This is a genomic window from Streptomyces sp. CB09001 (assembly GCF_003369795.1).
In the GTDB taxonomy this organism is placed as follows: domain Bacteria; phylum Actinomycetota; class Actinomycetes; order Streptomycetales; family Streptomycetaceae; genus Streptomyces.
This window is the reverse complement of record NZ_CP026730.1, coordinates 6,882,562-6,909,538: the sequence shown is the minus strand read 5'-3', so window position 1 is coordinate 6,909,538 and position 26,977 is coordinate 6,882,562. Positions and strand designations below refer to the sequence as shown.

At 70.3% G+C, this 26,977-nt stretch carries 15 protein-coding genes; 8 read left to right on the top strand and 7 right to left on the bottom strand.

Annotated features, from left to right (window positions below):
- Window positions 1-47: 47 nt before the first annotated feature.
- The 3 genes from drmC to drmA are packed head-to-tail and all read right to left on the bottom strand — an operon-like array spanning window position 48 to window position 6,543.
- Window positions 48-812, bottom strand: coding sequence for a DISARM system phospholipase D-like protein DrmC (drmC, locus tag C4J65_RS31715; protein ID WP_115745515.1), 765 nt, complete (start codon window positions 810-812; stop codon window positions 48-50).
- Window positions 809-2,704, bottom strand: a complete 1,896-nt coding sequence (locus tag C4J65_RS31710; RefSeq protein WP_115745514.1) for a DUF1998 domain-containing protein — start codon at window positions 2,702-2,704, stop codon at window positions 809-811. The genes drmC and C4J65_RS31710 overlap by 4 nt, the downstream gene beginning before the upstream one ends.
- The gene (drmA, locus tag C4J65_RS31705; protein ID WP_205351099.1) at window positions 2,701-6,543 is read right to left on the bottom strand and encodes a DISARM system helicase DrmA; all 3,843 of its coding nucleotides are present in this window, start codon (window positions 6,541-6,543) and stop codon (window positions 2,701-2,703) included. The genes C4J65_RS31710 and drmA overlap by 4 nt, the downstream gene beginning before the upstream one ends.
- A 179-nt stretch (window positions 6,544-6,722) precedes the next feature.
- Here drmA and C4J65_RS31700 point away from each other — a divergent pair, with 179 nt between their 5' ends.
- Window positions 6,723-8,894, top strand: coding sequence for a DEAD/DEAH box helicase (locus tag C4J65_RS31700; RefSeq protein WP_115745513.1), 2,172 nt, complete (start codon window positions 6,723-6,725; stop codon window positions 8,892-8,894).
- A 101-nt stretch (window positions 8,895-8,995) separates the two neighbouring features.
- On the opposite strand, the gene C4J65_RS31695 is transcribed toward C4J65_RS31700, so the two are convergent.
- On the bottom strand, window positions 8,996-14,899 hold the full coding sequence (locus C4J65_RS31695; RefSeq protein WP_240330567.1) for an AAA domain-containing protein: 5,904 nt from the start codon (window positions 14,897-14,899) through the stop codon (window positions 8,996-8,998).
- Between the two features lie 306 nt (window positions 14,900-15,205).
- Between C4J65_RS31695 and C4J65_RS31690 the strand changes: the two genes are divergently transcribed.
- The 4 genes from C4J65_RS31690 to C4J65_RS31675 all read left to right on the top strand — a co-directional run bounded on the left by C4J65_RS31690 (window position 15,206) and on the right by C4J65_RS31675 (window position 20,211).
- Window positions 15,206-16,054, top strand: coding sequence for a hypothetical protein (locus tag C4J65_RS31690; protein WP_115745512.1), 849 nt, complete (start codon window positions 15,206-15,208; stop codon window positions 16,052-16,054).
- Window positions 16,055-16,173: 119 nt separating this feature from the next.
- A complete protein-coding gene (locus C4J65_RS31685; protein WP_115745511.1) occupies window positions 16,174-18,723 on the top strand; it encodes a DUF262 domain-containing protein in 2,550 nt (849 codons plus the stop codon).
- Window positions 18,724-18,756: 33 nt separating this feature from the next.
- Complete coding sequence (locus C4J65_RS31680; protein WP_240330566.1) at window positions 18,757-19,362, top strand: hypothetical protein; 606 nt, start codon at window positions 18,757-18,759, stop codon at window positions 19,360-19,362.
- Between the two features lie 144 nt (window positions 19,363-19,506).
- Window positions 19,507-20,211, top strand: a complete 705-nt coding sequence (locus tag C4J65_RS31675) for a hypothetical protein (protein ID WP_240330565.1) — start codon at window positions 19,507-19,509, stop codon at window positions 20,209-20,211.
- A gap of 138 nt (window positions 20,212-20,349) precedes the next feature.
- Here C4J65_RS31675 and C4J65_RS31670 read toward each other — a convergent pair whose 3' ends face one another.
- Both C4J65_RS31670 and C4J65_RS31665 read right to left on the bottom strand, forming a co-directional pair.
- Complete coding sequence (locus C4J65_RS31670) at window positions 20,350-22,119, bottom strand: hypothetical protein (RefSeq protein ID WP_115745510.1); 1,770 nt, start codon at window positions 22,117-22,119, stop codon at window positions 20,350-20,352.
- A gap of 249 nt (window positions 22,120-22,368) precedes the next feature.
- Window positions 22,369-23,022 (bottom strand): PASTA domain-containing protein, encoded by a 654-nt coding sequence (locus C4J65_RS31665; RefSeq protein WP_115746724.1) that lies wholly within the window; start codon window positions 23,020-23,022, stop codon window positions 22,369-22,371.
- A gap of 264 nt (window positions 23,023-23,286) precedes the next feature.
- Between C4J65_RS31665 and C4J65_RS31660 the strand changes: the two genes are divergently transcribed.
- Window positions 23,287-23,655 carry a hypothetical protein gene (locus C4J65_RS31660; protein WP_115745509.1) on the top strand — a complete coding sequence of 123 codons (369 nt, stop codon included), beginning with the start codon at window positions 23,287-23,289 and terminating at the stop codon, window positions 23,653-23,655.
- A 116-nt stretch (window positions 23,656-23,771) separates the two neighbouring features.
- Window positions 23,772-25,727 (top strand): serine/threonine-protein kinase, encoded by a 1,956-nt coding sequence (locus tag C4J65_RS31655; protein ID WP_205351178.1) that lies wholly within the window; start codon window positions 23,772-23,774, stop codon window positions 25,725-25,727.
- An 81-nt stretch (window positions 25,728-25,808) separates the two neighbouring features.
- Here the strand turns inward: C4J65_RS31655 and C4J65_RS31650 are convergent, their stop codons facing one another.
- Window positions 25,809-26,159, bottom strand: a complete 351-nt coding sequence (locus C4J65_RS31650; protein WP_115745507.1) for a deoxyxylulose-5-phosphate synthase — start codon at window positions 26,157-26,159, stop codon at window positions 25,809-25,811.
- A 146-nt stretch (window positions 26,160-26,305) separates the two neighbouring features.
- On the opposite strand from C4J65_RS31650, the gene C4J65_RS31645 reads away from it, so the two are divergent.
- A complete protein-coding gene (locus C4J65_RS31645) occupies window positions 26,306-26,968 on the top strand; it encodes a hypothetical protein (protein ID WP_115746723.1) in 663 nt (220 codons plus the stop codon).
- The last annotated feature ends 9 nt before the right edge of the window (window positions 26,969-26,977 follow it).

Sequence of the window (26,977 nt, the reverse complement as noted above, 5' to 3'; positions counted from 1 at the left end):
GCCGTCAGCGATCGCCGGTGGCCCCACACGTCATGCCGCACGGTTGCTCACGGCCGCAACGGCTTCAGCGCGCCCAGACGTTGCAGCTCGACGATGTGCTCTGCCGCCCGTCGTGGTGCTTCGCCACCGCTCACCAGCACTCCCGCCTCGATGTTGCGGTGGGCCGCGGACTCGGTCAGATTGGCGCTGCCCAGGAACAACGTACGGCGGTCGGCCACCGCGAGCTTGGCGTGCTGGCGCGAGTGAGGGTGGCCGTCCGGGTCCCGGGCCCAGTGCCACAGGCTCAGTCCGGAAACGGTCGTGAACGCCTCGGCGGGCTCCCGGCCCCTGAGCAGTCCCTTTGCGCCGGACAGCGTCTCGACCACGACGTGGATCCGCACGCCCCGTTCCGCGGCTGCTGTGAGAGCCCGTGTCAGAGCCGGATACGGGCGGGCCGCATAGGTCATGGCCAGCAGCTCGTCATGGGCCTCGTCGATGACGTCGACCAGCACCTGGGCGGTCGCCCGCACCGGTACGCCCGGCGTGGAGGGGCCGCTCCACACGGTGCGGACGCGCACCTCGTCCCGGGCACGCAGCATGGCCGCCACATAGCCCCGCACGTAGGCGGCTGCCTCGGCGAGCGGCACCGAGTCTCCCTCCAGCGCGTCGTACAACTCCGCCACGACCGCGGCGGCCCCCGGTGTGGTGAGTTCGGTCAGGGCCCGCTCCTTGCTGCCTCGCCGTGCCAGCAGTCCGGCGAGGTCCTTGCCCCGGGACAGGCCGAGGACGGCGACGGCGGACTCCGCGGCGGCCTCGAACTCGCGCCGGCTCACGGCAGCAGACCGACCGGTGTCAGTATCTGCTCCTTGTCCCCGGACAGCGGGACGAGGAAGCGGCGGTCGAGGAACCGGTTGGCACGCTCGCACGTGGTCTCGGAGACGAAGAGGCAGACGTGGCAGGCCGCCCCGTGGAGGTAGTCGCCCGGGTCGTGGGGCAGACGCTCCGAGCAGAGCGGATCGGCCGAGCAGTGCCCGGCGTCGGCCAGGGCCCGGCGGACGATCCGGTCGAACTCGCGTTCCTCGGCCAGGGAGACCAGGCCACCGAGGGTGCCCTCCGAGTCCGGGACGGAGGTGTAGATCAGGATCCCCGTCCTCGGGTTCTGTTCGTCGCCGGCGTAGATCCGTTCGGCCAGGGAGGCCGAGCTGTAACCGCATTCGAGGGCGATGGTGCGGATCAGCAGGTGGGACAGGGTGTGCAGGGCGATGTAGCGAGCACCGGGCCAGCCGTGGAAGGGATCGAAGTCACTCGTCTTGCGGTCCGACTTCCGGTTGGTGCGGAACCGGCCGTAGGCCTCCCGGTGCGCCTCCATCTGTGGCGACTTCTCCATGCGCGCCGCCCACTGGGCCATGAGGTCGTCCCGCACCCGCAGGAAGATCCCCTCCCCGCGGACCTCGCTGGCCGGCACCCAGTTCTGTGTGCCCCGCGACAGGTCGACGCGGGTGGCGATCTCCGGTGACTCGGGATCGGGGGCGTCGAGCCGGGTGAAGCCGATCAGGGCGCGCGCCTCGCGCAGCCGCTCGACCTGGCGGACGTCCGAGAAGAGTTCGCCCAGCGGGGCCGGGACGGGGACGGGCCTGAGGGCGAAGTCGTCACTGGGCGGGGGGATCGGACCGGACAGGGCGTCCCATTCGGGGCGGAAGAGGTCGGCCTGGACGTCGGGGGCGGAAGGGGCCGGCCCCTCGGCCCCCTGCTTGCGGGCCGCGACCGCCGCGAAGACGGCGTCGGCGTCGAACTCCTTCAGGAATCCGAACTGGGGCAGACGCGCCATAAAGGCGAGCTCGCTCCGGTCCTCCACCTTCTCGAGCTCCGGCCAGTGATCGTCGAGCAGCTTGTCGATGTCGCCGCCTTGTCCCTTGGGCAGCGCGAGCGCGCTGAGGGTGAGCGGGAACCACTGGTTGGAGGCGCCCGCGACCATCAGCACCGGGTTCTGGTCGCAGCCGTTCGGTGCGTAGGTGCCCAGATGCGGATGGCGGCCGCGGCAGTGGGGCAGGTGGCGGCGCCCTCGTTCGCCCATGGCCTCGCGGATGTTGCGCTTGGCGCCGCAGGCGACGCATTCGATGGTGACGTTGGCGGCCTGGTTACCGCCGTGGTCCTTCATGCGCAGCTTGGGCCTGGGGATCTTGCCGCAGGCCTGCCCGTGGTGGACGTACGGGGTGTAGGGGAACTCGTCGAGGTGGCCTGCCGTGCATACGAGGGTGAAGCGGGCGGCCACGGCGAGCGGGGGCTTGCCCCGCTTGCAGTCGTGGACGAACTTGGCCTCGTGCGGCGCACGAGGGTTGGCGTTGAGGAAGGTGAACTCGTCGGAGTCGATGGCGGCGAGGACGTTGCAGGCGGTGCAGCGCAGCCACTGCGGAAACGGTGCGGCGGGCACTCCGACTCCCTGCGCCGCCCAGCCCCTGGGGTCCGTGTCCGCGCCCTCCAGCCAGGGGGCGGCGCGCAACTGCTCGATCTGTCCGCGCCCGTAGCGCTGGAGCGAGCGGTTGACGGCGGCGCGCAGCCGGGGCTCGTCGATGTCGTAGTCGGTGATGCCGGAGTAGCTCCAGGCGTCGAGTCCCCTGACCAGGACGGAGAAGTTCGGCAGGTCGACGAGGGAGCCGACACCGGCGGTGAACATAAGGTGGCTGGGGCGGACGGCTCCGACCCTGCGGTTGCTCCAAGTGGTCATCGCTGTGCCTTCCTGGGCGTGCCCGCGGTGGTGGGTCCGTACTCGTCGCTGTCCACGGTGGCCGCCAGGTCGCGGTCGGTCTCGGCGTCGGTGCCGGCGTCCGTGCCGGCCGCTCCGAAGTTCCAGTCCGGGCCACCGCCCGAGGGGTCTTCGAGGAAGGTGCCGCCGCCGGGCAGCAGAAGGTTGATCTCGTTCTCCGTCTCGCGCATCGACATGCCGACGGTCAGTTCGGTCCAGCGGGATCCGTCCGCCCGTCGGAGCAGCCCGTTGACGACGGTGGTCTTGTGCTTCTCCTTGCGGTAGCCGAGAGCCGCGCTGTTCTCGTCCCGCTTGCGGCGCCACTCGTCCTTCAGCCGGTCCAGCCGTTCGCTCAGGTACTGACGGGGGAGGTCCCCGCCCACCCGTTCCGCACGTTCCAGCAGTCGGCGTTCCACGTCCCTGGCCAGGGGTCCGTCGAGGTCCACCTGGTGAGCGTCCAGGTTGCGCGAGGTGTCGTGCGCCGCCTGACGCAGCGCCGCCACGTAGGTGGCGGCGACGCCCCGGTCGAGGGCCCGGCGGGTGAACGGGGTGACGGAGAGTGCCTCGACCTGACGGTAGAAGGTGGCGTGGTAGTGCTCGAAGTCCTCGTAGTGGGCGAGGTCGCGGGGGCGGGACCAGTTGTAGAGGGTGACGACGAGACCGGGGCGCGAGGCGTCACGGCCGACACGCGAGGACGCCTGGATGTACTCGGCGGTGTTCTTGGGCTGACCGACGACCAGCATCAGGCCGAACCGGGAGACGTCTACGCCTACTTGGAGCATGGAGGTGGCGAGGACGGCGTCCACCGCCTGCCGGGCGAGCGGCGTCATGGCAGCCCGGGGTTCCCGCTTCTCCTTCGCGGCGACCGCGTACTCCCGCAGGAAGGCGCGTCGCCGGTCGGAGGTGTCCCGCTCGGGGTCGAAGCCGGTCTCCAGGCGCTTGAGTGCGGCGCCGATGTCGGAGGAAGAGATGCGTGAGGTCAGTTCCTGGATGCCGAGCATGCCGGTGCGGCCCACGATGCGGTCGGCCAGTGTGTTCTGGCCCCGGCGGCTGCCGTTGGAGCGTACTCGGGTCGTGATGTCGTCGTCCATGTAGCGCCGCATGCCGGCGAGTTCACGTGTCGCGTTGAAGTAGCCGACCAGGGTCATGTACGGGTCGGCCGGCTTGCCGTAGTCGTCGAAGAGCTGCTGTCCGGCCAGCAGCAGGATCTCGGCGACCCGGATCTCGGCGGCCTTGAGGCGGGTGCCGTGCGCGCACACGCCCAGGTACCGCCGGCCGGGGTTGGCGCGGCTCAGCTCGACCTGCCGGGAGAAGAACGTGTCGCCGACGTCGAGGACCTGGGGCGGGAAGACGGCGACCTTGCGTCCGAAGACGCCCAGCACCTGGTCGGCGGCCCGCTTGGTGGTCGCGGTGGAAGCGACGATCTTGGCCGCGGTCTCGTGGCGTCGCCCCTGGGCGTCGGTGACGCTCCAGGTGCAAAGCTGGTCGACGGCGGATTCGAAGAGGCCGACGGTGGTGCCGAGGGCGCCGGAGATCAGGTGCAGCTCGTCCTGGATGATCAGGTCCGGGGGACGCAGGCGCGTCACCGGCTGTGCGGTGACACCGGGCAGGTCTCCCCTGGCGTTGTGACGACTGCCGCAGCCGGTCTTGGCGTCGAGGTCGTCGTGGCGGTAGCCGTGGCGCGGGCACAGCTCGGTGACCCTGCCGAACAGCAGGCCGCCGTACCCGTTCCAGGGCAGCTGGGCGAACTTGTCCACGGTGGCGATCAACAAAGACGGGGCGAGCCGGTAGATCTCCTCGTCGACCGTGAGCACGGGGATGCCCTCGCCGGGTGATGCTCGCCGGGAGAAGGGACAGCGGTCCTCCCCCTCCCCGCGCGGGCAGTACAGCAGGACGCGGCGCCGACCTTCGTCGTACTCCATGTGGGAGCGGGCGGTCAGGCCGGTTCCGCACCACGGGCAGGTGAGGACCTGCAGGACGCGGGCGTGTTTGTCGCTCGCGTTCTCCCGGGCCTCGGCGATCTGGTCCTTGGCCTCGCCGAACCAGTTGGGCGAGACGGAGGTCCCCACCCACAGCCCGATACGGAACGGGGTGGCGCCCCAGCGGACGTCTTGGGCGAACTCCTCGCGGCGCAGCACTTCGCAGGCACTGACTAGGGCGGCGGCACGCTGGAACTGCTGGGCGGTCAGCAGGCGCAGGGTGTAGCGCATGAGGACGCCGACACCCGCCTCACCGCTGCGTGCCTCCGTGCCGGAGCCGATCGTGCCCTGCAGACGGCGCAGCGCGAACGTGTACGCGGCGAGGCCGAGATATGCCTCGGTCTTGCCGCCACCGGTCGGGAAGAACAGCAGGTCGACGAGTGCCTCGCGGCCGGTGCCGCGGTGGGGGTGCCCGGGCCTGCCGAGGGAGTCGAGGTTCAGCAGGACGAAGGCGAGCTGGAAGGGGCGCCAGCTGGCGGCCTGCTTGCCCTGGGCGTGGATCTGGTCGTAGGCCTCCCGGTAGGAGGCGTGGTCGTCCTCGCGGCCGGCGCGGGCGGTGGCGATCGCGGTGTTGCGGCGTTGGAGAGCCATGGCCCGGTTGGCGAACCGGAACGCCTTCAGGGCGGTGTCGTCGGCCACGAGCCGGTCGATGCCGAGCGTTATACGGTCGCAGATGTCCAGTGCCTGGTCGATGGCGACGTCGGCCGAGGCGCGCAGGTCGTCGGGGAGCGAACGGGCCTTGGCGCGCTGCTGTTCGAGCCAGGTGCCGTAGCCGTCGGCGAGCGGGGCGAGGGCGGCGCTCAGTTCGGCCCGGCGGGAGGGCACCGCGAGTGCCGCGAGTTCGTCCATGCCGAGTTCGAGCCCGCGGAGCAGGTCCTGCTCCCCCGCGGTCGGTGCCGTGGTGGCCGGGACGTCGTACTCCGGCAGCCAGGTGGTCGTGAGGCGGTGCGCGTTGCGTTCGCCGTCGCGCACCTGCGCGTGCACCGCGGCGTTGCGGCCCTTGGCGTGGCTGAGGCTGTCGCGGTAGAGGAGCCGGAGCCTGCGCTCCTCGGCGTCCTCGGCGCCGTTGCCGCGGTTGGCGGGGTCGAGCGGGTCGTCGACCGGGAAGAACACCGCCGCCTGGTCGTTCGGGAAGGCGGTGACGTCGATCTCCGTCTGGAAGAGCCAGCGGGCGTCGCGGGCATCGCGGCTGTCCTCCTGGCGGTTCACCAGGGCCAGTTCGACGACCCGGAGGTCCTCGGTGCCGGCCCGGCCGGTGTGCCGGCGCACCTGCACGTCGAGGACGACCTCTCCCCCTTCGAGCCCGACGGTGTGGTCCGTCGCACCCGTCACGTCGATGTCCACCGGGTGCTCGACCGGCTCGCGCGACCAGACCCTGCGGGTCGTGCCGCGGTCGGTGGCCTCCTCGGACTGGGTGTAGCGGCCCCAGCGGACGGTGACGCTGAGCGTGCCGACGGAGGCGGGGACCGTGAAGGACAGACCCATGGAGGAGGCCCAGATGTGGCCGGCGGCCTGCGGGGTCAGCCGGTCCTGCAGCTCGGTGTCGTCGCCCTCCTGCTCGTCGCCGGACTCTCCGTCCGCGCTCTGGGCGGCCACGAGGGCGATCCGGTCGGCGGTGCCGGTCTGGGGCCGTGGACCGAGCATGCCCACGAGATACCGGTCGCGCGGCCCGGAGGAGGCGCTCGGCAGGGTCTCGGTCTCTCCGTCCCAGGGGCCCAGCAGATCGCGGCGGACGTAGGTCACGAGTCCGTCCCGCACCTCGTAGGAGTCCCCGGCACGAAAGGTCTGGGGCACTTCGTCGAGCGGGTGCGGGACAGCGGCCTGGGCAGGCTGGGCCGGCATGCGGTGGGTCCTTCCGGACGAATCCGATGGAGCAGGAGGGAAATTCTACGTGGGGCAGAACACGAAGCCTAGACCCGTTGACTCAGTTCACACAATGCGTATCCGGTGCTCCGTCGCTTCGGCCGGCTTGAGTCTCTAGGCTGGTCCCGACCGCCGCCCGTCCGTCACCGAGGATGCCGATGCCCCGACTCGCTCTCTCCGACGACTTCGTCGTGGACCTCGTCTCCCTGCAGAGACCGGTCCAGAAGGAAGTCAGCGACGCGATCCAGATGTTCGGGAGCATGACCGTCCCCCAACTCCACGCGAGCAAGGGCATGCACCTGGAGAAGCTCGAGCGGGCCCGCGACCCCCGGATCCGCACCATCCGCATCACCAAGTTCTACCGGGGTGTCCTCCTGGCCCCCGACGACGGCAGTGATCTGTTCACGCTTCTTCGGGTCGCCCCGCACGACGAGGCGATCAACTGGGCCTGCAAACGCACCTACTCCGTCAACGGCGCCACCGGCGGCCTGGAGGTGCGCAACGTCGAGGCCCTCGAGCAGATGGAGACCTACTTCGGGACCAAGGCGGACACCACCCCCAGCCGCCTCTTCGACGCACACTCCGACACCGTCCTGCGCGACCTCGGCATCGACGACCAGGTGCTGCGGCTGGCCCGCGTCTGCGTCACGGTCGACGACCTGACCGTCATGGCGCCGCCCATGATGCCCGGCGACCAGTACGAGGCACTGTGGTTCCTGGCCGACGGCCACTCCCCCGAGGACGTCTGGGAGCAGCTGATCGCCCCGCGCGGGCAGACCGTGCGCACGGCCGAGGACCGGCCGGCGGTCACGCTCACCGAGGCGATCCTCAACACGCCCAACCGCATCGTGGAGGTGACGGGCCCCGGCGAGCTGGAACGCATCCTCACCGAGGACCTCACCCGCTGGCGCATCTTCCTCCACCCCGCCCAGCGCCGTTACGCCTACCACCCCGGTTTCAACGGTCCCGCCCAGGTCACCGGCGGCCCTGGCACCGGCAAGACGGTGGTCGCCCTGCACCGCGTACGCCATCTGCTGCGCACCGGCCGCGAGGGCGACCGGATCCTGCTGACCACGTTCACCAACGCCATGGCGGCCGCCCTGCGGGACAGCCTCGCGCTGCTGCTCGGTGACGCGGACGCGCACCTGCTGGAGCGCGTCGACGTCACGACGGTGGACTCGCTCGCCGCGCGGGCCGTCCGGGAGGCGAAGGGCGGTTCCCCGAAGCCTCTGTCGGCCGCCGCCGAGAAGAGCGCCTGGACCCGCGCCGTCGCACGCGAGGAGCTGCCCTGGACGGAGCAGTTCCTGTCCCAGGAGTTCCGCAACGTCGTCCTGGCGCAGGGCCTGCGCACACCCGAGGAGTACCTGCGCTGTGTACGGCGGGGCCGCGGCACCCAGGTGGGGCGGGTGCAACGGGCCCGGCTGTGGCGGGTGATGGAACGGTTCACGGCGGACCTCGCCTCACGCGACTCGGCGACGTACACGCAGCTGTGCGACCAGGCGGCACGCATCCTCGCCGAACGAGCACCGCGCTACCGCCATGTCGTCGTGGACGAGGCGCAGGACCTGCATCCGGCGCAGTGGCGCGTACTGCGCGCCTGCGTCGCCGTCCAGGCCGACGACATGTTCCTGGTCGGCGACCCCCATCAGCGCATCTACGACTCCCGCGTCTCGCTGCGCTCGCTGGGCGTCAACGTCCGGGGACGCACCTCCCGGCTCCGCCTCAACTACCGCAGTACGGAGGAGATCCTGCGCTGGTCCGCGTCTCTGCTCGACGGTCAGCCGGTGGGCCAGCTCGGCGAGGACGACGACGATGACGGCGGCCGGGACTCCCTGCGCGGTTACCGGTCCCAGCTGCACGGCCGCACCCCGGCGGCACGCGGATACGGCAGCCAGGACGAGGAACTGCGGGCGCTGGTGGAGCAGGTGCGCACCTGGATCGAGCAGGACGGGGTCAAGCCGTCCGAGGTGGCGGTGTGCGCCCGGTTCAACACACTGGTCGACGCGGTCATCACGCGGCTGCGCCGGGAGCGTGTCCCGGCGGTGGCGGTCAAGGACAACCCCGGGCCGGACGTGTCCGGTGTGCGGGTGGCCACCATGCACGCGATGAAGGGGCTGGAGTTCCGGTGCGTGGCCGTGGTGGGTGTGACGTCCGGTGTGCTGCCGTTCGCGCCGCAGGTGACACCGGCCGAGGCCGATCCCGTCCAGCACCAGTCGGATCTGCTGGCCGAGCACTGCCTGCTGTTCGTGGCGTGCACGCGTGCCCGCGACGCGCTGGCGGTCTCGTGGAGCGGTGAGCGCAGCCGCATGCTGGATCCGGTCACCGGCTGACACGCACGAACCCCGCTGCCTCGAACCCCGTTCCGGGTCCGAGGCACCGAGGCTGTCGCCGCAGGCGCCCGTGCGCTCGCGCGCCGGCCCTGCGAGCGGTGTCAGACCCGGATCTCCCGGACGACGACCGAGTGGGCCCTGTCCTGGGAAGCGTCGTACGAGATCTCCCGGCCCGTCGGCTGCCACAGCAACGCGTGCCCCAGCGGGGACGACGGGGAGATGACGTCCGCGTCCTCGGTGGGCAGCTCGGCGATGGTGTACAGGGTCGTTTCGTCGGCCTGTCCGTCGAACTCGAGGACGAGCAGCGCACCGGGGAACACCGCCTTCGGCATCTCCTCCTCCCGGCCGACGTGCACGGCGTCGAGGAAGCTCCGCAGGAAGCCGAGCCTCTTCGTACGTCGCTCCCGCTGATCGGCCCGCGTCTTCCTGAGGAAGACGAGGCTCGCCGCGTCGGCGTCCACAGGTGTCTCGTCGGGAGCGTCGATGGCGGCCTGCAGCTCCTGCATCTCGCGCACCAGCCGGTGGAACGCGGCGGCGGGGATCTCCCGGACGGGGAGGGAGTTCCGGGCGGTGGAGTCTGCGGAGCGGGGCGCGGGCTCACTGGCCTCTTCTCCCGCGAGGGCCGGCCAGGGCACGCGCGGGTCGCCGGGCTCGGCGACGGAGGGCGCCGTGTGGGGCGCCACGACGGGTGCCGGGCTCGGGTTCTGTGGGCGCTCGCCTTCCCGCGACTCCCCCGCCCCGTCGTCCTCCTCCCGGCCGTCGGCCGACGGCACCTGGGGATCCGGCCCGTCGGCAGGGGAGCCGGGCACTTCCGGCTGTTCGGGGAGCGGCTCGATGCCCAGTCGTTCCAGTTCCGCCCAGAGTGGGGCAAGAGCCTGCTCGCGGTCGAGATGGAAGCGACTGCCCCGGATCCGGACGAAGGTCCAGTCGACGCGTTCGAGGTCCCGTTGGCGGGCGGCGGCGGTGGACGCGTCCTCTCCGTCGGCGAAGGCGTCGCCGTCGCAGGCGACCGCCAGTCTGCGGGTGCCGCCCTCGACGACCAGGTCGATGGTGTGGCGGCCGACCCGGTAGCCGGGCCGCACCCGGTGGCCGCGAGCCGTCAGTTCCAGGTACACCTTCTGCTGGAACAGGCTGTCGAACGCCTCATGACGGACATCAGGCAGCACCTCGCCCTCCACCGCGGCGGTGTCCTCCTCCGCTGGCCGGGTGAGGTGGTCGAGCCACCGTCGACGCAGGTCGTTCTCGTGGAACAGCTCCGGACGGGCGCTGTGAAACACCCACACCTGGTCCTGGGCGCGGGACGCGGCCACGTTGAGCCGCTGCTCGTACGTCTTGCCGTTGAAGCCGCCCGGTACGGTCCCGGCGGCGGTGGTGGCCGAGTTGACGCTGGAGACGAACATGACGTTCCGCTCGTCGCCCTGGAAGTCCTCGGCGTCGCCGACCCGGATGCGCCGCTCCGCACGCTGCTCGTAGTCGAGGCGTTCGGCGAGCAGGTTCTCCAGTTCCGTCAGGTGCCCCTTGGCGCCGCGAAGGCTGATGACGCCCATGGTCTTCCCCTCGTACGCGGGGTCGGCGCAGCAGCGCACGACCGCGTTGACAAGGGCTTCGGCCTCCGCGGCGTTGACCAGCCGGTCGTTGCCGCCGACGGCTTCGCCGTCCTCGACGTACACGGTGCGGACCGGAGGAAGCCGGTCTGCGCCGTACTGCCGCAGCGGCTGGAGCCGGCCGTTGTAGCAGAGGTCGTTGGAGAAGGAGATGATCTCCGGCATGCACCGGAAGTGCTCCTTGAGCATGAGCGTGCCGCGGCCCGCGGACAACGCCTCGGTGAGGTCGAACAGGCTGGACTCGGGACCGAAGAGGCTGCGCACGTCCGGTTCGAGCGCGGTGAGCAGCCGGTCCCGCAGGTGGAAGTACTCGTCCTGCTTGAGGCCGACGTTGGACGGACTGACCTGCTTGCTGTCGCCGACGACGACCATCCGGTCGGCGAGCCAGCTCAGCAGCATGGCCTCCAGGCCGGACTGGCTGGCCTCGTCGACGATGACGACATCGAACATGCCGGGCCGGTCCATGGGCACGGTCTCCGCCACCTGGTGCAACGGCATGATCCAGGCCGGCACCGCCGTCTGCGCCTTGCGCAGTGCCGCCTGGGCGTCGCGCCGGTAGCGGTGCTGGTACTTGCCCCTGATGCGGCGCGCGGCCTGCTGGTACGCGCTGAGGGCGCGGGACTGGTCGCCGGTGAGCAGTCCGAGGCAGCGGTGCCAGGCACGGGCGGCGGCGAGCCGGGCGAGCATGATGCGCGCCTCGTCGTCGGCCTCCGTCAGGCGCCGGCGCAGGCCGCGCTCGGCCTCCGGGTCGGTCAGCCGCTCCATCCGCTCACGCCACGCGGACCAGGCCCAGGCCTCGGCGAGCAGCGGCAACCGGCCGTCCCACGCGGTGTCCTCCGGGGAGTCGGTGACGCGCTCGGCGAGGGCGGGGAACGCCTCGCGCACACGGCCGAGTACGGCGTGCTGCGCGGCCCGCAGCCGGGCGGCCTCACGTACCTCGGCGATCTCGTCGCTGAACTCCCGGTAGCCCTGCGGGTCCTGGGCTCGCACGGCGTCGAGCGCGCGGGTGACGGCGGGTGCCACGCCGGGCCGGTCGCTCCACGCACGCAGCAGTTCCTCGGTGTCCGCGATCACCCTGCGGGACTGCCCGGCGGCACGCAGTGTGGTCGCCGCGCGCAGCAGGGCGCGTACGGCGTTCTCGACCGAAGCGGTGTGCCAGGTGGCGACGGCGAGTTCGGGAGAGGTGGCGGCGGCGGTGAGTACGTCGGTGCGGGCGGCGGCGACGGCGAGCAGTGCCTCCAGTACCTCGGCGTCCTGCCGCAGGCGGGCCAGGCGCGGGCCGTGCCCCTGCCATGCGCCGACGGGGGTGCCCCATTCCGACTCCACCTGGGCCAGGCGCAGTTCGAGCTGGACACGGGCGACGAGGACCCCGGCGGTCGCAACGTCCTCGGGTGACCGCCCGTCGACCCGCACGGTCTGCACGAATGTGCCAACGGTCTTGGCGAGCTTCGAGCGGGTACCGAGCGGTCCGCGCAGCTTCTGTCCCTGGACGAGGCCGTCGTGCAGGGTGGTGGCCTGGCCGAGTGCGATGGCCGGGTCGTACTGCTCCAGACCGCTGACCATCGCCGTCCCCAGCGTGGCGAGCGAGGCGTCGAGGGCCGCGAGGGCGTCGGTGACTGCGGCGTGCCGGCTGCGCGTCTGCCAGTCCTGCCCGGCCGTCACCTCTCCCAGGAGTGCCCCGGCCCACTCGCCGGCGGCGGCCGCGAGGGACGTGGCACGGGCCCTGGCGGCGGAGAACGTGTCGAGAGCCGTCGTCAGCCGCTGCTGTTCGGCCTCGCTCAGACCCCGCACGGCCGCGTCGTACTGCTGGCTCGGCGGGTCCTGCCGTACCGCCTCGTGGGCCTCGTTCGCGGAACGCACGACCGTGACGGCTTCTTCGAAGTCACCCGGACCGGGCAGCTCGGAGGAGCCGGGCACTTCGGCCGCGAGGGCCCGGTGGTGTGGCGTGAAGGCACGCGTGGCCCGCAGCAGCCTCAGTGTGTCGTCGGCGGTCAGGGAGGGCTGTTCCTGGGGGACCTGCCCGAGCCAGTCGTACCGCTCCGTCTCGGCCGTGAGGCGCTCGGCGATCTCCTGGAGGCTGCCGGTGTAGTCACCGATCTCCGCGTCGAAGCGGTGGGTCTCCTGCTCACGCAGTACGGCGAGGTCGCGCAGCATGGCCTGCTGGGCCGACCGGGCCGCGACGAGCCGTGCCTGGAGCGTACGGATCTCGCTCTGCGAGGCCTTGGGGTCGTACCCGGCGTACTCGCTGAGGATCCTCTGCACGGACGCCTCGAGCTCCCGCTGGGCGGCCGCGCCGTCCTCGGTGCGGCTCACGCACAGGTCGCGGATGCTCTCGGGCAGCTTGTCCCGCAGGACGCGCAGGGCGCGCGGGGTGTGGCTGGTGATGAGGACCCGCTTGCCCTGGGCGAGCAGGTCCGTGACCAGGTTGGCGATGGTGTGCGTCTTGCCGGTGCCGGGCGGGCCCTGCACCACGACGAGCCGGTTGGCACGCAACCGTTTGGCGATGGTGCGCTGCTCCTCGTTGGCCGGCAGCGCGAAGTACATCTCGCCGGTGCCCGCGTCCGCGCCGGCGTCCTCGGCAGCCGCGAGGTCGGCGGCGGTCAGCGCCCCGTCGCGGCCCGCGATGTAACCGAGCAGCTCGGTGGGAGGGGTACCGGCGTCGATCTGCCGCGCGATGGCCTTGAGTGCGTCCATCGTCGAGCGGCGGTTGCGCTCCCGCAGGACGAGTGCGGGCGTGAGTCCCACCTGGGGCACGTCGAGCGTGCGCGGCCGGGCGCGTTCAACGGTCGGAGCGTAATTCCCGGCGCTGTGCGCCGCGTTGGTCCAGCTGCGCAGGGCGGTGTGTATGGCGTCCAGGTGAGCCGGGTCGGTGACGTCGGAGCCCTCCTCCAGGACGCCGACGATCTGTTCCCGCACGGGCCCGGGCACGTGCTGGGCCCCCTCCAGCATGCCCTCTTCCAGTTCCAGGCCCAGACCGGTCGGGTCGGGGGCCGCGGTGAGGGTACCGGTGGCCGGGTCGAGGTGGATGGCGGCCCGATGGGTGACGAGGTGGCGTTCCACGCGCTGGCCTGCGGTCGTCTGCCAGGTGAGCCGGCCGAGCCCGAGGACGAGTTCGTAGGCCTCACCCAGGTTGGCGGCGTCCTCGTGCATCTTGTGCAGCCGGTCGTACAGTTTTACGACGGGGTCGATGGCGCGCCGCCGCTCGGCCCAGGCCAGCCACTCCTGTTCCCAGGCGGCGTAGAGTTTCTCGATCTTCTCCCGCTTCGGGTGGTCGTCGAGCTCGTGGTACGTCTTGTCGAGCGGGATCCCCCGGGACCAGTCGGGGAATTCGGGCTCGATCCTGCGGCGCAGATGCGGGGCGCGCGTCTGCTTGAAGTCCCGGACACGGGTCTCGTCGATCCAGGGCGCGAGCAGGGGCTTGGGATGCGGGGCGTCCTCGCGTTCGGGGCGCCCGAGGGTCAGCCAGGCCGGTACGTCGGTACCGAGAGCACCGTCGAGCATCACGGCGACCTCGGGCGCGTCGGGCAGTTCCTCGAACCACACGGTGCCGGCGGCACCGTCGAGCGTGCGGACGGGCCGAGCCTTCGACTCCTCGGCCTCGGCGAGGAACCGGAAGATCTGGCGGACACGGGCCGCGTCGAGCTCGTCGGGGGAGAGCTCCTGGCGCCGGGGCGACGCGGCGGCCGTCGGCGGCCCGGTCGGCGGCGCCACGGTGGGCGCACTCGGCCGGTCGGACCCCGTGGGCTGTGCCGGTACGGCCCCGAGCACTGGTCGGCCTGGGGCCTGGCCTCCCTCCACGCCGATGAGGCCGTCACGGCCGTCTCGAGGCCCCGGCTCCGGCTCCGTGTCGGTGAACAGGGACGGCTGCTGCTCGCCGAACAGTGCCCCCTGGTCCGGAAGCAGCCCCGGCGCCGTACGCGTGGACGCCGCGGGGGACTCGACCGGTGCGGACGCCGCGGCCCGCGCCGTAGTGAAGGTGACGCTCTCGCGGCCGTGCGAGTAAGGGAACCTCACCTCGATGTCCAGCTCCGCGGCGGTGCCGGCCGGGATGCTGTAGGCCCAGGTCACGGAGGCTCGGCGGCCCTTGCGCAGGACGCCCTCGAGGCCCCCGTCGAGCAGGTCGCCGCGGTAGTCCTGTACCTGTCGTCCCGTTTTGCCGTACGGCCCGCCGCGCACCAGCAGGGTGATGTCGTCGACGTCGATGGGCCGGGCGGTGCCGTTGCTCAGACAGAGCGTGCACCGGACGAGGTCGTCGCCCTGTCGGTACCCGTCCGACTCCTCCGGATCGACCAGCTCGTACGGCACCACGTCGTCGACGCGGACGTGCAACCCGTCGCCGTACTGAAAGTCCGAGCCGACCGGCCACACACCGTCACCGAGGCCACTCTCACCCTGGCTCACGCGCCACCCCCCTGCTGTTCAGGGCCACATGGGTGGCTACTTGATGTCATCCCGCCCCGGCCACCCGAGTGCGCACACGACGCCCACCCCAGCACGCCTTGCGTATGTGAACTGAGCACACGGGCGAGCGTATCAGCGGGGTCGATTGCACGAGACCTGCCGGGCAACCCCCCACACAATCGCATCGAAACTTCGATGACAAAAAGACTACTCCGTTGACTCTGTTCACAGCAATACTCCATGATGACGGTGAGCGTCACCCACACGAGCTCGTGCCCCGCACACAAGAGAGGGAGGCCGCACATCATGCACATGGAAGTGCTCCAGGTCAGTCCCGAGTTGGCAGCAGAGTGGCTCACCCGCAACACCAGCAACCGGCCCCTCAGCAAGAGCGCCGTTCAGCAATTGGCCGGCAGGATCCAGCGAGGCGAGTGGCAGCTGACCCACCAGGGCATCGCATTCGACGAAGACGGCGTACTGATCGACGGACAGCACCGCCTGGCGGCCATCGCCAAAGCGGGAATGACGGTGCCCCTGACCGTCACCCACGGTGTCCCGCGCAGTTCCTTCACGGTGATGGACACCGGACGCAAGCGCACCGGCCGGGATGCCCTCGCGCTCGTGGGAGAGGCCAACTCGACCCACCTGGCGGCCGCCCTGCGTGGCCTCCACCTGTATCTGAACGCACCCAACTCGGCCTGGAGCGGCGGTTCGTCCGTGACGAGCAACGATCAACTGCTGACCATGCTCGACCAGCACCCCGGCGTCCGTGACGCCCTGCAGCACGGCATCGCGCTCAACCGTGCCTGCCGCATCACCGTCACAGCCGCGACCATCGGCTGGTACGTGACCACCGAAGCCCGGCCTGACATCGAACAGACCTCCTGGAAGGAAGGAATCGTCACCGGTGCACGACTCGAGCCCGGCGACCCCCGCCTGACCCTGCGCAACACGATGCTCAGCCTCGCCACGGGCAAGAGCCACCGACGCCGCGACGACTCACGTGAGCACCTGCTCTACTACCTCAAGGCGTGGAACGCGTGGGCCGAGGACAGGCCCATCAAGCTGCTGTGCCGGTCCCCCAACGAGACCATGCCCCGGATCACCAAGCAGACGACCGCAGTCTCGGCACACGGAGTGCTCCGTCAGTCGTAAGTAGTCAGAACCTGAACGTCGTTGACAGAGTTCACTGTAGATTGACGGGACCCGCGAGGGCCTGAAGACCGTCGGACAAGCCGTCAGACCGCGCCCATCCGGCCCAGGAAAGGAAGCGCATGCGCGCGCAGGAGATCACCTTCCTCAAGCTCGTCCAGGGTGACAAGCAGTTTCAGGTTCCGCTCTACCAACGCACGTACAGCTGGGGCAGGGAACAGCTGAAGCGACTGTGGGAGGACGTCGGCGAGCTCGTCGACCAACATCTTTCGGGGGAGGCCACCGCGCCGCACTTCCTGGGCTCCGTGGTACTCGCCCCCGGCCAACTCCAGGCCGGCGGTGTCCAGCGGTGGCTGGTCGTGGACGGACAGCAGCGGATGACGACGCTGATGCTGGCGTTCACCGCGTTGCGCGACCATCTCAGGGAGACCGGTGACGCGCGCGGTGTGGACCGGGTGCACCGGCAGACTCTGGTGAACGAGTTCCACGAGGGCCTCGACCACTACCGCCTGCTGCCGACACAGGCCGACCGCGAGGCCTACACGGCCTGTGTCCAGTCCCGCGCCGAAGCCGGCGGTGGTGACAACATCGGTGCCGCCTACCGGTTCTTCCTCGGCGCACTGGCCGAGGGCCGGGAGGCTGCGGACGACGACCGGTGGATCACGACGGTCGAGACCGTCCTCAAGGACCTCCTGTCGATCGTGGAGATCACAGCCGAGCCCGGTGACAACGTCTACCGAATCTTCGAGTCGATCAACAACACGGGAGTCGGGCTCAGCCAGAGCGACCTGCTGCGCAACTACGTGTTCATGCTCCTGCCCAAGCAGGGCGAGCGGGTCTACCAGGAGCTGTGGCTGCCCATGCAGCAGACGCTCGGCCCCAAGAACCTCGAACTCCTCGTCTGGCTCGACCTGGTGGTGCGCGGCCACCACAAGACCAAGCAGAGCGAGATCTACCGGGAGCAGCAGAAGCGGCTTCAGCCGTTGACCGGCGACGAGGACGCGCTGCAGCGCGAAGTCGCGCAACTCGCGGAACGCGGACGCCGGTTCCTCCGCATCATCGAGCCCCGGCGTGAGCGGTCGCCCGCGCTGCGCGCCGTACTGGAGCGCCTCGCCGCATGGGGCGGCCAGACCCACTACCCGCTCGCCCTTCACCTGCTGGACCTCGTCGACGGTGGAAGCACGACGTCCGACGACGCGGCGGAGGCGTTGAAGTACGTCGAGTCCTACCTGGTGCGGCGCCTCGTCTGCCAGACATCGACCACCGGCCTCAACCGCATCTTCATGGAGGCCCCCAAGGAACTGGAGACGGACCGTCCCGCCGCCGAGGCGGTCCGGCGGTTCCTGTCCGGCCGACGCCGCCGCTGGCCGAGCGACGAGGAACTGCGCGAAGCGATCCGCAGCAAGCCCTTCTACTGGAGTGGCCGCCCCCCGCAGCGGAGTTACATCCTGCGCCGCCTGGAGGAGAGTCACGGCTCCACCGAGCCCGTGGACTTCGTCAAGGCGAACCTGAGCGTCGAGCACGTACTACCGCAGCGACCGGCAGCCTCGTGGTTCGACCTGCTCGCCGACGAGACCGAGCCGAACCAGACGCCTCAGGAACTGCACGATCTGCTGGTGCACACCCTGGGCAATCTCACTCTCACCGGGGACAACGCGAAGCTGTCCAACAGCCCGTTCGAGCGCAAGCAGCAGCTCCTCGACTCGAGTGCCCTGCGCATGAACCAGGAGATCGCCGCGGAACGGCGCTGGGGCAAGGCCGAGATCCTGGCCCGCGCCGACCGTCTGACGGAGCGGGCGGTGGGCCTGTGGCCCGGGCCGATCGGCGGGGTCAAGCCGGCCGGAGAGGAGTGGCCGGGCTGGGCCGAGCTGCGGGCGGCCCTGGTGGGGATGCCGAGCGGCACGTGGACGACGTACGGCGATGTCGCCGAGTTGATCGGCAGCCACCCCGTTCCGGTAGGTACGTACCTGGGTTCCAACCCCACGGTCATCGGGGCCTACCGGGTCCTCACCGCGGATGGCAGGATCTCCGCGGCGTTCCGCTGGGCAGAGGGCAGTGACCGGCAGCCGCCGCAGGAACTGCTGACGGGTGAAGGCGTGAGGTTCGACCCGTCGGGCCGGGCCCACGGTTCGCAGCGCCTGACCGCGGCGGAGCTGGCGACCTTGCTCGGCAAGGACGTCACGCAGCCCGCGTCGCTCGACCCGCTTCCCGACGGGGAGAACGCGGCGGCGGCCGAGCGCTTCCGCGCGCAGCTGCAGGAGCACTGGCCGCAGACTTCGGCCGGGGTCCTGGGCACCCTCGACTTCTGGCGCCTGCAAGGCGGTCACGTCACCTACGGCAGGCACGAGGAGACGAGCTGCTTCCCGATGCTGGACGCGGGAACCAGTCGCCAGCCTCATCTGGTCTGGCCGGTCGCGATCTACCCGGTGAGCGGAACGGTCGAGGTGGTCTTCCAGTACCTCAAGGACCGCAGACCCTTCGACGACACGGAACAGCGCCGCGAACTGCTGAACCGCCTCAACAAGATCGAGGGCATCGACCTGCCCGAGGCGAAGCTGGAACTGCGTCCGTCCTTCCCCGTGCGGGTGTTCGCGGAGCACGAGGAAGAGATCTGCGGGGTGCTGGACTGGTTCGTGCACACGGCTGCACTGGATCTGGCACAACGGGAGTGAGCGAAGTCACCATCACGTATGAGGGAGGCATCCATGCACGTGCTGAGCGGACTTGAAATGACGCGCGGCAGCGGCCGAGTGACGACAACCGGCACGACACCGTCCGGCGAGACATCGGTGGGGAGCGCCGTCGAGTGGGAGCTCCGCCTTCCCGGACGTCCTACGCTCAAGATCCGCGACAACCACTGGCGCAACGGCGAACGGGACCTGAGGCTTCACAGGCCTCCGGTCATGCCTGAAACGCCCTCGGCTCTGTCGGATCTCCACGAACGGCTGCGTTCGGGCGTCGCTTCCACACCGGGACGGCCGGAACTCCGCATCATGGTGTATCTGACGTACGTCGACGAGCGCGACAGGCCGCGGTTCAACAAGTCGCTGACCACGTGGGACCTCACCGATCGGGTGGGACTGCTTGTATTGCGGGAGCTGACGGCGCGGGAAGGCGTCACACTGGAACCCGCTCATGACCGTCCGAACCTGCCGCTCGTCGATCTGGAGGATCCGCAGGACGAGAAGCCTTTCCAGCACGCATTGTTCTTCCCCGCCGAGGACGATGAGACGCCGGTACTAGGCTTCGCCCACTTCCGTGTCGTGCCCGTGCTCCGTCACGTCGGCTGGTTGAGCTCGGACGGCGGCTGAGGGGGCGTGGTACCGGGCAGGACGTGCCAAGGAACCGTCCGCGGCCTCGCCGGCCACACGATCTGCTTCACGGGGCGCGTGCTCGTCGACGGCGGGTGGACGGTCAGGCCGCGCTGTGCGGAACTGGCCGAGGATCGTGGTGCGGTGGCCAAGACCGACTTCTCGCGAAGGATCACCCTGGTCGTCTACGGCGATCTGGCCAGCAAGGTCGTGACGGACAGCCGCCGGGCCTACAGCAGCAAGCTTGTCGACGCCGATGCCTCACGCAACGGAGGACGGCACGTCTGCGTCGTGGACGCCGACGGTTTCTCTGAGTTGCTCAAGCGGCGGCCTGCCCCGTGTCTGGAACTGAGGAAGTCGGGTGCCGGGCGCGTGCGCCCCGTGGCGGCCGCTCCGGCCCGGAGCGAAATCCTCGGCGGCCCCCTGCGGGTGCGCAGACCGGGCCAACGCTCGTCCGGGGATCTCACACTCGATCTGAACCGTCTCGACAAGGCGACGGCCACGCACGAGGCGACGGTGGGTGCGCTCCTCGCGTACCTTTCCGGTCAAGGCATCGACGTACACGCTCATGCACCGGGCGCTCCCGCGTTCGACGCGGGGTGGTCACGCGGGGGAGACGTGTTCATCGCCGAGGTAAAGAGTCTGACGGGAGCGCGGGAGGATCAGCAGATCCACCTGGGCATCGGACAGGTCCTCGACTACGCGTACCAGCTCCGGGCCGCCCACCCCGACCGCCGCCTGCATCCCGTCCTGGTGCTGGAGAAGCGGCCGATGGACCCTCGGTGGTCCTCATTGGCCCGATCCGCCGGCATAGGGCTTACGTGGGCTCCTGGCTTCCCGGACCTGTGACGGTGAGATACGCGCACGGGTCGGCGCGTCCTGCGGCCCCCGTCGTGCCTCGAAGGGGCCGGCGAGGGAGAAGGGCGTGGGTCGTCCATGCCGTCTCCTCATCGGCCCCGGCCACGAAGTGGTCAATCGGCTCGGGCCCTAATCGGCATCATGGGTCGAGGACTCGGAACCAGCCGGTTCCGCAGACCTCACGCCAGTACTCTCGCCCTCACTGCCCGGCTCGATGGCGGCATGGCGCCGCCGTTCAAGCGCGTCGCGTTCAACGTCCGGGATCGACATCGACTCCGCAAGCACGGCGGCGAGCACGTCCACTTGAGTGTCATCGATGTCGGCGGGGAAGAGCCACCGGATGTTCTCGTCGCGCGTGATGAGGTCGATCGCCAAGCGCACGCTTTTGTCCTGTGTGGTCGCTGCTCGAACGTATCGCACTCGGTCGATCGGAATGTCCTGACCGATCTCGCCCTGCTCAAGAAATGCGTTCGTCTTGGCCGTGATGATGCGGCGATCCGTGACAGCGACCAGTTCCCTTACCGCGGTCTTGTCCCTCGCTGCCGCCAACTTCTCCTTCGCCCCGCCAAGGAGCGCAGAAACGGGACTGAGGGCGTCGAGCTGGTCGGGGAAGCCGAGGACACGCAGGTTCTCACCATCCTCGATGAACCATCGCAGAATGCGAAGGTACGGCTTGAGCTCCAATGATTTGGGTGCGCAGACGACGCCCGGAGCTTCGAGCGGAGCCGCTGGTGGATGAAGAGCATCGGCAAGAGGCTCGATCGCTTCCAGAAGACGGGCGGAGGTTTCGCGGGCTGCCTTCACGTCCTTCCGCTTCCCTGACAGCGGCCATGCGTCGGGGCCGGGGAGCTCGGCCGCGATCCGCAGCTCCCGCGTCAGTGCGTCGACGAGGCGCGTTGCCTCGGCGAGAGCGGAGTCGAACTCCGTGCGCGTGTCGCGCGCGATGACCTCGGCGTACTGAGCCTCGGCCTGGTCCGCACGTCCAGCGGCCCTTGCCCTGGCGGCGCGCAGTGCGTGGTAGCCGGTCCATGCCCTGAGGGAGGAAAGGAGGGCGTGGGCGTCGAAGGCGATCGCTTCGGCGTTCGTCTGAAGATACTCTCTGTGGCTGCGTACCTCGGCCCGGCCGATGCGTTCAATGTGGTCGCGAACGTTCCCCTGGTACCGCTCAAGCTGCTTCTGCAGCTGCGCTCCACTACCTGCGACGTCCTCCCACAGGGACGTCGGGACCGATTCGATCTCCCGCGCCTGGTCCACCGCGCGATCGATGGCGGCGACGAGCCCTGTCAGTTCGGCCCACTGATCCTTGCGGATGGTGGTCAGTACCTGGCTTGTCACCGCGAGGTTGGTCCTGACCAGGCCCGAGACCTCGCTCAGCATCATCTGAAGGGCGACCATGGCCAGCGCCGGCCCGATCGAGGCTGCGGTCTGCGCCTTGTTCACCGCATTCACGGAGTAGAAGCGGGCCTGACGCATGATGCGGCCAGGAATCATCACCGCTCCGAGGTTCCCGCCGTCCTTGACGGCGAGCGTCGCGCCGCTGTTCAGCAGGGCCTGTGTCGTGGCGTCGATCCTGTAGAGCCCCTGCACTCCGGCGAACGCGTTCCCGAGGTTGCCGACCGCGGTCGCCGCGTTCCCGATCGAGGCGAGGATCGCTGAGAGCTGCTTGCGGTCGGCAGCCGGCACGAGCCCGAAGTCGATCAGATCGGGCTTCAGCTCCGGCGGGACCTCACCGGCGACAAGAGCCACCCCTGGGAGCACCTCCACCAGGACCGTCGATACCGTCGCCGGGTCGATGTCCGAGTCGGACGTCAAACCGTCCACATCAGGTGAGTCGGCGGTACTGCCCCAGCCGTTCTCCTCAGGCTGGGTGCTCCCCGTCGAGTCCTCAGGTTCCTGCATGCGATCTCCTCCCCACGAGGGCGCGCGACGGACAGACATCGTCGGCGTTCCCTGGCTGAAGTCTATGGCTCGGCACCCTACGGTTCGGCCCGAATCCAGCGGCGCCGATTCCGGACCAGCCTGACCGTGCGCCGGCACATCCACCCACCCCCACCCCGTGATTCAGCTCCAACCCACATCTCTGCAGGCTGTCGAAGCCGATCGCGAAGTACGACTAAGGTACTGACCTGCTCCGGAACCAGCACACAGTCAGCAGCTCTCGCCGAACTTGACGGCCCCGATCGTCACCGGCTGCCCGTCGAGCTTCGCCCCGGCTGCGGGGTCGGTCGAGCAGACCTGCCAGTTGGACTCGACGAGCACCATCCGGTCCTGACCGGACACGTCGTTGACCGTGATGCTGGTGGAGCCGTCGAGCGCCTGGCGGGCGACCTTGACGGACTTGCCCGCGAAGTCCGGCATGGTGCCACCGGCCTCCTCGGGTTCGGCCTGGTCACCGCTCGCGGGACAGCTCTCCTCGAGCTTGACGGTACTGAAGTCGACCTCCGTGTCCGTCGGTTGCGTGCCGGAGGCGGGACTCTGGGCGCAGACCTTCCAGTTCCGGTCGAGGAGCTGGTTGCGGCCCCGCCCGAGCGCGTCGTGGGACGTGAGGAGGTAGAAGCCGGCGGCCTGCGCCTCGTCCTGGGCACTCTGCAGCCCCTTGCCGACCATGTCGGGGAGCGTCGCGGTGGTCTCGGCGTCGGCCGAGGGATCCTCGGCCGCCTCACCGGTGTCGGCGGCCGACGCCTCGGGAGCCGACGGGGCGGTGGAGGCGGCGTCGTCCGTGCCGCTGTCGGCGGTCGGGCCGCAGGCGGTGAGGGCTGCGAGCAGCAGCGTCGCGGCTGCGGAGACACGGGTGATGCGCATGGTGAACCCCAAAACTGTTGCGGATGAGAGTGGCCTGTCGTGCGGACACGCATGGGGCCCGTTGCCCCGCCGGTCGGCCCCGGAGGAGTGCTCCACCGGCGGTGAGCCGGACCTGCTCGGCGGCACCGGCCGGACCAGTATGTCGTTCGTGCACTCAGTTCACAACTCTATGCTAAAAATCTGATGTGCACCCTGCCCTTCGGCGCTCGGGGTGCTTAGGCTCTGAGCCGGTTCGGAGCCGAACACCGGGGTGGGGAGAGGGCGATGAAGAAGGACACGTTGGAGTACGAGCGGGCGCTGGACGCCGTGGTCGACATCCTGCGGGACCGGGCATGCGCGGGGGCGGCACCGCTGACGTACGGCGACCTCAGTACCGAGTTGGCTCGGAGGGGCCACCACGTCCCCGCCTTCGAGGGCCCCATGCCCTACCTGCTCGAGGACGCCTCCGTCCGGGAGAGCCCGGACGGGTCGCTGCCCCTGCTCTCGGCGCTCGTGGTCCTGCGGGAGACCAGGCGGCCGTCCGGCGGCTTCTTCAAACTGGCCCGGCGCGCACCCTACAAGCGACCGGGTGACGACATGGAGCTGTGGGTCAAGGAGATCAACCGGCTCTCGAGTCACTTCTCTGTTCGCTGAAGGCTTGTCGACAGGGGCGGGACGGACCGCCGCAGTCCCGTACGAAGGAACAATCTGTGAGTGAGAACGGCTCCGGCGGAAGAGTCCAGCCGGCCCGTCCCGGTGACCCCTCCCGCATGGGCCCGTACCGAATCGTCGGCCGTCTCGGGGCCGGAGGCATGGGGACAGTCCATGCCGGTGTCGGCTCCGACGGAACGCGCGTCGCGGTGAAGGTGGTTCATCCGGAGCAGGCCCAAGAGCCGGAGTTCAGGGCCCGTTTCAGGCGTGAGGTGGAGCTGTCCTCCCGCGTCACCGGCCCGTACCTGGTCCCGCTTCTCACCGCCGACCCGGACGCGGAGACCCCGTGGCTGGCCACCGCGTACGTCCCCGGTCTGACGCTGCACCAGCACCTGCTCGCCCACGGCCCGCTCGCCGGAGGCAGCCTGTACGCGCTCGCGGGGGCCACCGCACAGGCGCTGGCGGCCATCCACACCGCGGGCGTGGTGCACCGCGACGTGAAACCGCAGAACGTCATCCTCACGCCCGGCGGCCCGCGCGTACTGGACTTCGGGATCGCTCACGCCGCCGACGGAACCAGCGTCACCCGCACCGGTGTCATGACCGGCACCCCCGGCTGGATCAGCCCCGAGCACTACCGCACGGGGACCACCGGCCCCGAGAGCGACGTGTTCGCCTGGGGAGCGCTCCTGGCCTACGCGGCCACCGGAAGGCTGCCCTTCGGCACCGGCGCACCGGACGTGGTCGCGTTCCGCGTGATGTCCGGGGAACCGGACCTGGACGGCGTCCCCGCGCAACTGCGTCGGATTACGGAGAAGGCGCTGGCCAAGGAGCCGGACGAACGCCCGTCGGCCGCCGAGGCCGCCCGGGCGTGCGCGGAACTGCTGGCCTCCCAGGTCACCCAGGTGCTGCCTGCCGGCGCGGTACCGGAAACGGCCGTGGACATGGTCACGGCCCTCTGGGACGTACCGGTCGAGGCCGATCCGGCATGGCACGTGCCCCCGCAGCGGAATCGGTCGAAGCGACGGCTGGTGGGCGCCGTGGTTCTTGCCGCCGCCGTCGTCGGCGGCCTGGCCGGAGGGGCGGCCGCCCTGATGCCCGGCGACACGGGGAACGGCGAACGCACTTCCTCCGCCACTCCCCCGGCGTCGCCTCTCGCCTCGGCCGGGTCCGCACAGCCGTCCGCGGACACCGCGAAGGACGACACGGCGGGAGGGGAACAGCAGGCCGCGGGCGACGACTTGGCGGATAGGAAGAGCTGGGGGCAGGCACGTGCGGCACAGGGAGAGGGCGAGCACGCCGTGGCAAGCGCACTGCTGCACGATCTGGACGTCCTCGCCCGGGACCTCAACCCTATCGAACTCTCCTTGGGGGCCGTGGAGTTCCACTCGTCACGCGGGGAGGTCTACTTCTCGTACCGGCTGGACGCCGAGGACGAGCACGGGATCCTGTACGCGGAAACGGAGATCGCCAGGTCCATGTGCCTGACGCTGAATGATGTCGTCCTCCGCCTTCATCCCGAGCTGCCCTACCGCACGTACGTCACGGTGAGGGAGGAGGATGGCCGTGACCCGCAGGTGACGTGGCAGGAGGACTTCGTCGCCGACGCCCAGTGCCGATCGGCCCTCGAGGACGGCACCGACGCGGCCTACGGCACCGGCCAGGACTGGGAGCCGGACGAGTACGGACTCGGGGAGGCGATGATCCCCAGCACCGACGGCACCGAGATCCGGGTCGCGGACCGTACCGCCACGAAGATCATCGAGCGGACCAACGCGATGCGCGAGACGCTCGGCACCGACCAGGTGCTCGGCCACGACGAGATCAAGGTGGGCTTCGGCCCGGCGAATTCGGCCATGTACGTATGGTCGGAGTACCTGATGTGGAACCAGGGACAGATCGAGACCTGGGCGGACATGGTCGCCGGCGAGGCGTGCCGGGCCCTGGCGAACCAGAGGCAGACCTCGGGCGACGGCTGGCCGTACACCCGCTACGCCGTGGCGGAGATCGGCGGATCGGGCTACCTGATGATCCGCTGGGGCACGGTCACTCCGCAGGCCGACTGTTCCGCGTGAGCCACGTCCCGGGCGCGGCCCCCACTGCCGTCCAGCTTCCGCGGGCGTCGACGGGAGCGGTCGGCGGCGGCGCGAACCGCATCAGGTCCGGGCCCTCCGTCGCGGCACCTCGTAACGCACGAGCGCACTGGCGAAGGGCTCGCCGGTCCGACGGGCGTACACCATCCGCGCGCGCACCTCCCGCAGCGTGCGCGGACGGTACCCGGGCCCGCCGCAGCAGCTCTTGTGGAAGCGGACACCCGCGTGGAGCAGGACGGACAGCACCCTCCAGGCCCGGGTGTCCCGGCGCGGCGGCGCGGCGAAGGCCGATCCCGCGTGGATGAGCGGTTCCGCGCAGCGGGGACAGATGCGGTGCGGCCTGTCCCTGTCGTAGGGCTGCTTGTACGAGGCCCGACAGGGCAGGCAGACGTAGGAGGTCTTTCCGTGGCCCATGCGGCAAGGATAGGCGGGATCCGTGCGGGGCTCGACGCATTTCAGGTGCAGGGGCGGCTCCCTGGAGGTCTTCGGGGATCCTCACGGACGGTGGCCGTCGCACCGTGACCGTGCGGAACGGGGACGACGCGCCGCACACTCTCCGGGTGATCGTGTTGCAGCCCGTCCTCGAAGTCTCCGATCCCGCCGGCTTCACGCTCTGGCCGGTCGCCGGGATCGAGCCGTACGGCTTCCTGCCGCTCAGTGGCGCGCTCGCTCCCGCCGAGGTCGGCACGGCGATCATGAGCATCGCCGCCCACAACGACGTCGTACCGGCCGACGACCGCCCGCCGCGGCCTGCGGACCCGCTCGGCTCCTTCCTGCACGGGCTGCTCACCGTGGACGACGTCTTCGCGTCCGGCGGCTTGCGGGTCACGGACACCGCCACCGGCGTCACGTTGCTGCCGGGCTGCTGCAACGGCCTCGAGGAACGCCACGACTGGTTCGACGTCCTCGACGGGGACGGCTGGGCCTCCTTCGGCCACGACCCGTCCCCGCTCGCCGAACGCCACGGCGACGCCGTCCGCCTGACCGTGGACGCCGACCGGGACGACAGCCCCGTGATCGAGCTCGCCGTCGGCGACCTGCGGCACCTGCTCACCGGAGCGGAGCGCGACCTGACCGAATTTCTGGCCCTGACGGCCGCGTGGGCCGTCCGGCAACTCCCCGATCACGCCGCCCAGGTGACCGCCGCCCTCGGCCGCGCCCTGCTCCTCCCCGCACAGGGCCCGCCGTCCGCCTCACCCCGACGGCCGGGAACCGTCGCCTGACGCACACCC